The sequence below is a fragment of the Streptomyces sp. NRRL B-3229 genome (genome assembly GCF_000719505.1).
GTDB classification, from domain to species: Bacteria; Actinomycetota; Actinomycetes; order Streptomycetales; family Streptomycetaceae; genus Streptomyces; species Streptomyces griseorubiginosus.
The window spans coordinates 1-1,140 of sequence record NZ_JOGP01000078.1 but is presented as its reverse complement, the minus strand read 5'-3'; the positions used below and the strand labels follow the sequence as shown (position 1 = coordinate 1,140).

The 1,140-nt window shown below is 73.9% G+C and carries 1 protein-coding gene; it reads right to left on the bottom strand.

Annotated elements, in window-relative coordinates; genetic code table 11:
* A partial coding sequence (locus IF54_RS0138745) for a DnaB-like helicase C-terminal domain-containing protein (RefSeq protein WP_030327397.1) occupies positions 1-818 on the bottom strand: 818 nt, incomplete at its 3' end.
* Between the last annotated feature and the right edge of the window lie 322 nt (positions 819-1,140).

Below are 1,140 nucleotides of genomic sequence, written 5' to 3'. Positions count from 1 at the left end.
GGCTCGGCGGGCGTGGGGTCCGGGGATGGGCTGGTGGGGGCTTGGAGAGGCGCCGGCGGGGGCTGTGCGGGGGTGTGCAGGCTCGCGGTCGGTGGCGGCGCTGGGGTGGTGGGGCTGGCAGAGAGGGCGGCCGGGTCGGTGATACGGGCGTGGGCGAGGTCGGCGTGGAGGGTGAGGGTGGTCTGCGGGCCGAGGTCGCGTTCGGTGATGGTGGCGTGGATCTGGTCGGCGTCGCGGGTCAGAGTGACGGTGATGTCGAGGCTGAGTGCGGCGATCACCTGGGGGTCGTCGGTGTCGACGGCGGCGAGGACGGGGAGTTCGTGAGTGCGGGCCAGGTGGGCGAGGGCCTGGGCGGCGTCGGTGATCTGGGACGGGCCGGACAGCGGCAGCCGGGGGTCCTCGGTGGTCTGCAGGCGGTCGACCACGACAAGGGCCAGGCCCGGCAGGTCCGGGACGCTTTCGGCGATCGCGTCGGTAGTCAGGTCGGTGCCATCGTCGATGTACAGCGGAGCTGAGGCCAGGTGGTGGTGGAGGGCTGCGGTGTCGTCCTGTTCGGTGGGGGTGAGGCGGCCGGCTCGCAGGCGGCGGTAGTCGACGGGCAGGTGCGCGGCGACGATGCGTGCGGCGATGTCGGCGCGGGTGAGTCCGGATGCGGCGTACAGGACGGGTTGGTGCTGGTCGAGGGCGCTGGTGCGGGCGGCGGCGGTGGCGATCAGGCTGGATCCGCCACCTGGTGCGGCTGCGACGAGATAGAAGCGGCCGGGCTGGAGGCCGCCGAGGGCGTCGTCCAGGGTGCGGATGCCCGTCGGCAGGCCCATCAGGGATGTGGGTGTGGTGGTTTCACCGGTGGGGACAGTGGTCGGGAGGACGGTGTCCAGGGCTTGCGCGAGTGCGGCCAGCCGTCGTGGGGTGCGCGGCGCAGTGATAGCTGGTGGGCCGCTGGCCGGGATGGCGGTCTCGTGGCCGGCACCGGGCGTCGCGGGAGTGGGGGCCGGCGGGCTCGGCTCGGGCAGGGTCGAGGGGGGTGCGGAGAGGGCGGCCGACGGTGTGACCGGGTGCTGGAGTGTTGAAGTGCTGGGTGTGGGGGTGGCAGGGGGCGAAGCGGCAGCGGCTAGCGAGCCGGTGGGGGTGGTCGGGTTG